The organism is Alistipes sp. CAG:268, from assembly GCA_000434235.1.
Taxonomy (GTDB): Bacteria; Bacteroidota; Bacteroidia; order Bacteroidales; family Rikenellaceae; genus Alistipes; species Alistipes avistercoris.
The window spans coordinates 7,878-13,729 of the sequence record FR891996.1 but is presented as its reverse complement, the minus strand read 5'-3'; the positions used below and the strand labels follow the sequence as shown (position 1 = coordinate 13,729).

General features: G+C 60.3%; 5 protein-coding genes. All 5 read right to left on the bottom strand.

Annotation, left to right across the window (positions count from 1 at the left end):
• Window positions 1-101: 101 nt before the first annotated feature.
• A complete protein-coding gene (locus QZL63_RS05330) occupies window positions 102-251 on the bottom strand; it encodes a hypothetical protein (RefSeq protein WP_022308295.1) in 150 nt (49 codons plus the stop codon).
• A gap of 63 nt (window positions 252-314) precedes the next feature.
• Window positions 315-899 carry an RNA polymerase sigma factor gene (locus QZL63_RS05325; RefSeq protein WP_022308294.1) on the bottom strand — a complete coding sequence of 195 codons (585 nt, stop codon included), beginning with the start codon at window positions 897-899 and terminating at the stop codon, window positions 315-317.
• Between the two features lie 246 nt (window positions 900-1,145).
• Window positions 1,146-2,045: a cation diffusion facilitator family transporter gene (locus tag QZL63_RS05320; protein ID WP_022308293.1), complete on the bottom strand. Its 900-nt coding sequence runs from the start codon at window positions 2,043-2,045 to the stop codon at window positions 1,146-1,148.
• Between the two features lie 182 nt (window positions 2,046-2,227).
• A complete protein-coding gene (proS, locus tag QZL63_RS05315; RefSeq protein ID WP_022308292.1) occupies window positions 2,228-3,712 on the bottom strand; it encodes a proline--tRNA ligase in 1,485 nt (494 codons plus the stop codon).
• A gap of 167 nt (window positions 3,713-3,879) precedes the next feature.
• Window positions 3,880-5,556, bottom strand: a complete 1,677-nt coding sequence (locus QZL63_RS05310; protein WP_022308290.1) for an OmpP1/FadL family transporter — start codon at window positions 5,554-5,556, stop codon at window positions 3,880-3,882.
• Between the last annotated feature and the right edge of the window lie 296 nt (window positions 5,557-5,852).

The following is a 5,852-nucleotide window of genomic DNA, read 5'->3' as shown; positions in this document are numbered from 1 at the left end:
CGGATTACCGGCCGCCGCTTCGCGTACACCCTGCCGTCCGAAGCCGGCGCCAAACAATGAAGGGGACCTCGCGGCCCCCTTCTCCCATCAAAAATTAACCCTTAAAAATTATCCCCTTTTCGGAAAACCTCCGAGAGGTAATGATGCAAATAACACAAATCCGCATCACCCTGTATTACCTCCCGCATGATCAAGTCTTCGTCCTCGGAGATGCCGTTGTTTGAAACATCGTTCTTGTCCATGTCCTCCATAGGCACTTCGTTTTAACTGCTGCAACTATAAAACGCATGGCAGGGAGGAATATTGTGCGAAGATCAACTTAAAATCAGATTTTTTTCCTTGATCATCCGGCGCAGGTTGATCAGCGCATAACGCATGCGCCCGAGCGCCGTATTGATGCTCACATCGGTCTGTTCGGCAATGTCCTTGAAACTCAGCCCCGAGAAGTAACGCAACATCACAACTTCGCGCTGCTCGGCCGGAAGATGATCGACCAGAGCGCGGACGTCGCGCTCGATCTGGTCGCTGACCATCGAGTCCTCGACCGTACGCTCGGCGAAACGCAGCGTGCCGAGCATGTCGTATCCGGCATCCGATTCGGAGACCGACTTGTCCTGCCGCATGGCACGGAAGTGGTCGATCACCTGGTTGTGGGCGATGCGCAGGATCCACGACAGAAACTTGCCGTTATCCGTATAACGGCCTTCGTCGATCACCCGAACGGCCTTGATGAAGGTCTCCTGAAAGATATCATCGGCGACATCGCGGTCCTTGACCATCATGCCGATGTAATCGCGTACGCGGCGACTGTGACGTTCGATCAAAGTGGATATGGCGCTCCGGTCCCCCGAAAGGTAGTGATTAAGCAATACTTGGTCACTTAATACTTGCACGTTCATACTCTTTTCCCCCTAATAGTTACTAAGAGTAGAATTCTGTTCCGATAGGCAATCCCTGTTTTTTAAATTTAATCGTGTCGCTCGTGTATTGAACTCATCCGGAGCAGATCACACCGCTTCCGGAGATTTTACGTTCGCAAGATAAACACTTTTTCCGAAAAATCCAAATTTTTCTACTCCCCCCGGTTCAGCGACCGGCATCCGTGCGTCATACAAAAATCGCGCCGCGAGGAGGGTCCGGACGGGTTATTTCTCAGGCTCGACGTGGATGGCGATCATCGTTCCCCGGCCGAAGCGATCGCGGAGCCGGCGTTCGATATCGACCGTATGGTCGTGCGACTCCCTGACGGTCATCTCCCCATCGACCCGAATGTGCACCTCGATGGCGATCGAGGCCCCGATGCGGCGCGTGCGGAGGTTGTGGGGCTCCTTGACGGCCGGATCGGCGGAGACGATGCGCAGGATCTCCTCCTCGGTTTCGGCGGGAAGCGACTGTTCGAGCAGCTCGCCGAGCCCCGAACGGATCAGGTCGAGGGCGATCTTGAAGATGAAGACGGCGACGACGAGCGCCGCAATCGGGTCGGCGATACGCCACTTCTCGCCGAGAAAGAAGGCACAGCCGATGCCGACCAGCGTCCCGAGCGACGAGAGCGCATCGCTGCGGTGGTGCCAGGCGTTGGCCACAACGCTGGGGCTGTCGATCGCACGTCCGACACGGACCGTATAGCGGTAGAGAATCTCCTTGGCCACGATCGAAAGCACGGCGGCGATGAGCGCCACACCGCCCGGACGGGGCAGCACCCCGCCTTCGATGACCGTGCGGATGGAGCGCATGCTCGACAGGAGGATGCCGACACCCACGGCAACCAGCGCCAGGCTGATGATGATCGTGGCGAGCGTCTCGTATTTCCCGTGTCCGTAGTCGTGCCCGTCGTCCTTGGGTTTGGCCGAAATCCGGGCAAAGGCGATCACCACGACGTCGGTGGCCATATCCGAGAATGAGTGTACGGCATCGGCCGTCATGGCGGCACTGCGGCCGAGGACGCCCGCAGCCAGTTTGAAACACGAGAGCGCGAGGTTCACGACAAAGCCGATGAAGGTCACGCGATAGATTTTCCGTTTCCGGATTTCAGCTTCGTTGTCCATGGCATTCGGAGAATAACGGCGATAAAGGTACGAAAAAAAGCGTTCGTCGCATCGATTTTTTTACCTGTTCCCCATTTTGCCGCCTGCAGCGGATCGGCCGGGGATAAAAAAAGCCGGGACGGACGGATGCGGCGTCCGAAAGCCGCTCCGTCCGTCCCGACCCTGTGTCGGAGCCGGGCCGATCAATAGCTGCGGGCGAAGAGCACGCGGCGGTGCGACGGCTTGCCGGAGTAGATGCAGACGCCCTCCTCGTCGGGTGCGTCGATCGGAATGCAGCGGATCGTGGCCTTCGTGGCATCCTTGATCGCCACCTCGGTCTCGACCGTGCCGTCCCAGTGTGCCGAAATGAAGCCGCCCTTCGTCTCGAGCACCTCCTTGAACTCCTCCCACGTATCAACCCGCGTAATCATCGAGTCGCGGTAGGCAAGCGCCTTGCGGTAGATGTTTTCCTGAATCTCGGTCATCAGGCCCTCGATCCGGTCCGCAAGACCCTCCTGCGGGACGGTCTCCTTTTCGAGCGTGTCGCGGCGCACCAGCTCGATCGTGCCGTTCTCCAGGTCACGCGGTCCCATGGCCAGACGCACCGGAACGCCCTTGAGCTCGTACTCGGCGAACTTGAAGCCCGAGCGGACGTTGTCGCGGTCGTCGATCTTCACCGAGATGCCCCTGGTCTTCAGTTCGGCGGCAATCGCCTCGAAGCGGGTGCGGATCTCGGCGAGCTGTTCCTCTCCCTTGTAGATGGGGATCATCACCACCTGGATCGGCGCCAGTTTCGGAGGCAGCACCAGACCGTTGTTGTCCGAGTGGGCCATGATCAGGGCACCCATCAGGCGGGTAGAAACGCCCCATGACGTAGCCCAGACATACTCGAGTTTGCCCTCCTTATTGACATACTGCACGTCGAAGGCCTTGGCGAAGTTCTGCCCGAGGAAGTGCGACGTACCGCTCTGCAGCGCCTTGCCGTCCTGCATCAGCGCCTCGATCGTCAGCGTATCCTCCGCGCCGGCAAAACGCTCGTTAGGCGACTTGTGCCCCACGATCACCGGCAGCGACATCCATTCCGTGGCGAACTTTTCGTAGACGTGGATCATCTTCGTGGCCTCCTCGACGGCCTCCTCGCGCGTGGCGTGAGCCGTATGCCCCTCCTGCCAGAGGAACTCCGCGGTACGCAGGAACAGGCGCGTGCGCATCTCCCAGCGCACGACGTTGGCCCACTGGTTGCAGAGGATCGGCAGGTCACGGTAGGACTGGATCCAGTTCTTGTAGGTGTTCCAGATGATCGTCTCGGAGGTCGGACGCACGATGAGCTCCTCCTCGAGTTTCGCATCGGGATCGACGACGACCCCCTTGCCCTCGGGATCGTTCTTCAGGCGATAGTGCGTCACCACGGCGCACTCCTTGGCGAAGCCCTCGACGTGGTGGGCCTCCTTCGAGAAGAACGACTTGGGAATGAAGAGCGGGAAATAGGCGTTCTGATGTCCCGTCTCCTTGAACATCCGATCCAGCGCATCGTGCATCTTCTCCCAGATGGCATAGCCGTAGGGTTTGATGACCATGCACCCGCGGACGGCCGAATTTTCCGCCAGTCCGGCCTTGACCACCAGATCGTTGTACCACTGCGAGTAGTTCTCGTCGGATTTGGTGAGGTCTTTGAGTTCCTTAGCCATAACTTATCTTGGTTTTACGTTTGTTCCGGAGCGCAAATATACAAAAAAATAAAGGTCTGCCTATCATGGAGCAGACCTTTATGCGGTATATTTCCCCGTTGCGGGCGACGGGCCACCGTCCGGAGGCGCAGAATCGTCTCCCGCGCCGCCCGCAGCGGCCCGGCGGATCAGAAGCGGAAGCCGAGCGTCAGGGCGATGTAGTGACGCGTGATTGAAGTATCGTAAAAACCGCTCCAGGTCACGGGCTGCCCGGCATCGGCATCCATGCTGAAGAAGAGCTGGTACTTCGAGTAGCTGTCCACGGCGTACTGGTAGGCCAGGTCGAGCACCGTCGTGCGCGAAAGCGTGAAGCCGATACCGGCCGTCAGGTAGTGGCTTTCGGTAGCCACCGGGCGGTTGAAGTAGAGGCTCTTGTCCTTGAGCATCGAGGAGGTGTACCCCCCGCCGACACGGAGGGCCAGCACGGGCAGCGGCTTGAGTTCGAGGCCCGCACGTACGGCGTTGGTCGCACAGAAGTTGTTCTTGAACTCGAGTTTGTACTCTTCGGGCTGGATGATGAACCCGGGCTGTCCGTCAGGCACGTTCTTCACCCGGATGCCGTTGTACCAGTCGCGTTCGTAGTCCACGGAGACGATGGCAAAGGTGCCGAACGTATAGGAGGCGCCGAACAGCAGGCGCGACGGCGAGACGAACTCCCAGCTGTTGGGTCCGTCGTCGGAGAGCACCGGCGTGCGGTCGGTGTTGATCTCGCGGCTCGTGTTCGCGGCGTTGGAGATCGACGACTCGATGTCGGCCGCATAGGTGCGGTCGAGCGAATAGAAAGTCGGCGTATGGTAGGCTACGCCCAGACGCAGCCCCGCCACGGGGCGCACGATGGCGCCGATCTTGAAATTCAGTCCGCTGCCGTCGAGCACCGTCTGCTGGTAGAGCGAGGCATAGTCGAGTTTCGAGGCGAGCGGCGTCCCGTCGCGGTCCACGGGGGCACCGTCGTAGAGATACTGCTCCTGGTAGGTGATCCCCGTCTTCTTGTGGACGCTCTGGATGCCGAGCGTGGCGCCAACGTAGAGGATGTTGTTGATGTTGGCGCCCAGGGCGATCTGGAACTCGTTGATCGATCCCGAATTGGCCACATCGACCGAATGGATGGCCGATGCGTTGTGGCCGATCATGTCGGGCACCATCTGGTCACCGGCCTGGCTCGTCATGAAGCCGTTGTAGCCCAGGATCGCCGGCCAGAAGTAGGGTACGTAGTCATAGCCGAGTGCCCCGTCCTGGTTCGGGAAGATCCCGTGGTAGGTCAGCTGCTGGCTGAAGACATCGGCCAGCGTGGGCACGGTCTGTCCCGATGCGGCGTCGTAGACCGACTCCGAGGAGTAGGAGTAGCGCGTATTGAAGTCGGCGACCCGGTTGAGTCCGACGCCAAGCGTCATGCTCACCAGCGAACCCGAGGAGCTCTCGAAGATGTTGAGCGCCGCACCGACGTTGGCGAACGAGAAGCGGGTTCGGTTGTTGCCCTGCCACGGCAGGGTATTCGCGGTCTCGCCCTGCGCCACCGAGAGCATCGGCGTCAGCGAGATCTCGCTGCGGCGGTACATGCCCAGACCGGCCGGGTTGATCGACATGGCCGACATGTCGGCGCCGAGCGAAGTGAAGGCCCCGCCGAGCGCCATGGCACGAGCCGTCCCGAAATTCGCGGGACGCGACAGCGAGGCGAAATCCTCGGCCAGCATCAGGTCGTGACTGAACATCAACCCACCAAACTGCATCGACGACTGCTGTGCGGCGGCCGGCACGGCCACCAGGCCGGAGACGGCTCCCAGCAAACAGATTATGATTCGTTTCATGTTCCGATTCTTCTTTAAGGTTTAACGTCCTCTGTAGGAGTTGCCGCCGCGCGAACCGCCCGAGCCCCCTCCGGTGAATCCGCCGCGCGAGCCGCCCGAGCTGCCGCCCGTAAATCCGCCGCGCGAACCGCCGAAGCTGCTACCGCTGTTGAAGCTGTTGCCGCGGGATCCGGAGTTCTCGGTCCGGCCGGGCGTATAGCGGCTGCCCGACGAACCGCGGTTGCTGTTCCACGAGTCGTTGCGCGAATTGTTGTTGTTGCGGTAGATCCGGCTGCTGTTGTTCGTACGCCCGCCCC

Excerpts from the sequence above, each read along its gene's own strand:
- QZL63_RS05325 (WP_022308294.1), bottom strand. The coding sequence starts at position 899 with ATGAACGTGCAAGTATTAAGTGACCAAGTATTGCTTAATCACTACCTT.
- QZL63_RS05330 (WP_022308295.1), bottom strand. The coding sequence starts at position 251 with ATGGAGGACATGGACAAGAACGATGTTTCAAACAACGGCATCTCCGAG.
- QZL63_RS05320 (WP_022308293.1), bottom strand. The coding sequence starts at position 2,045 with ATGGACAACGAAGCTGAAATCCGGAAACGGAAAATCTATCGCGTGACC.
- QZL63_RS05310 (WP_022308290.1), bottom strand. The coding sequence starts at position 5,556 with ATGAAACGAATCATAATCTGTTTGCTGGGAGCCGTCTCCGGCCTGGTG.
- proS (WP_022308292.1), bottom strand. The coding sequence starts at position 3,712 with ATGGCTAAGGAACTCAAAGACCTCACCAAATCCGACGAGAACTACTCG.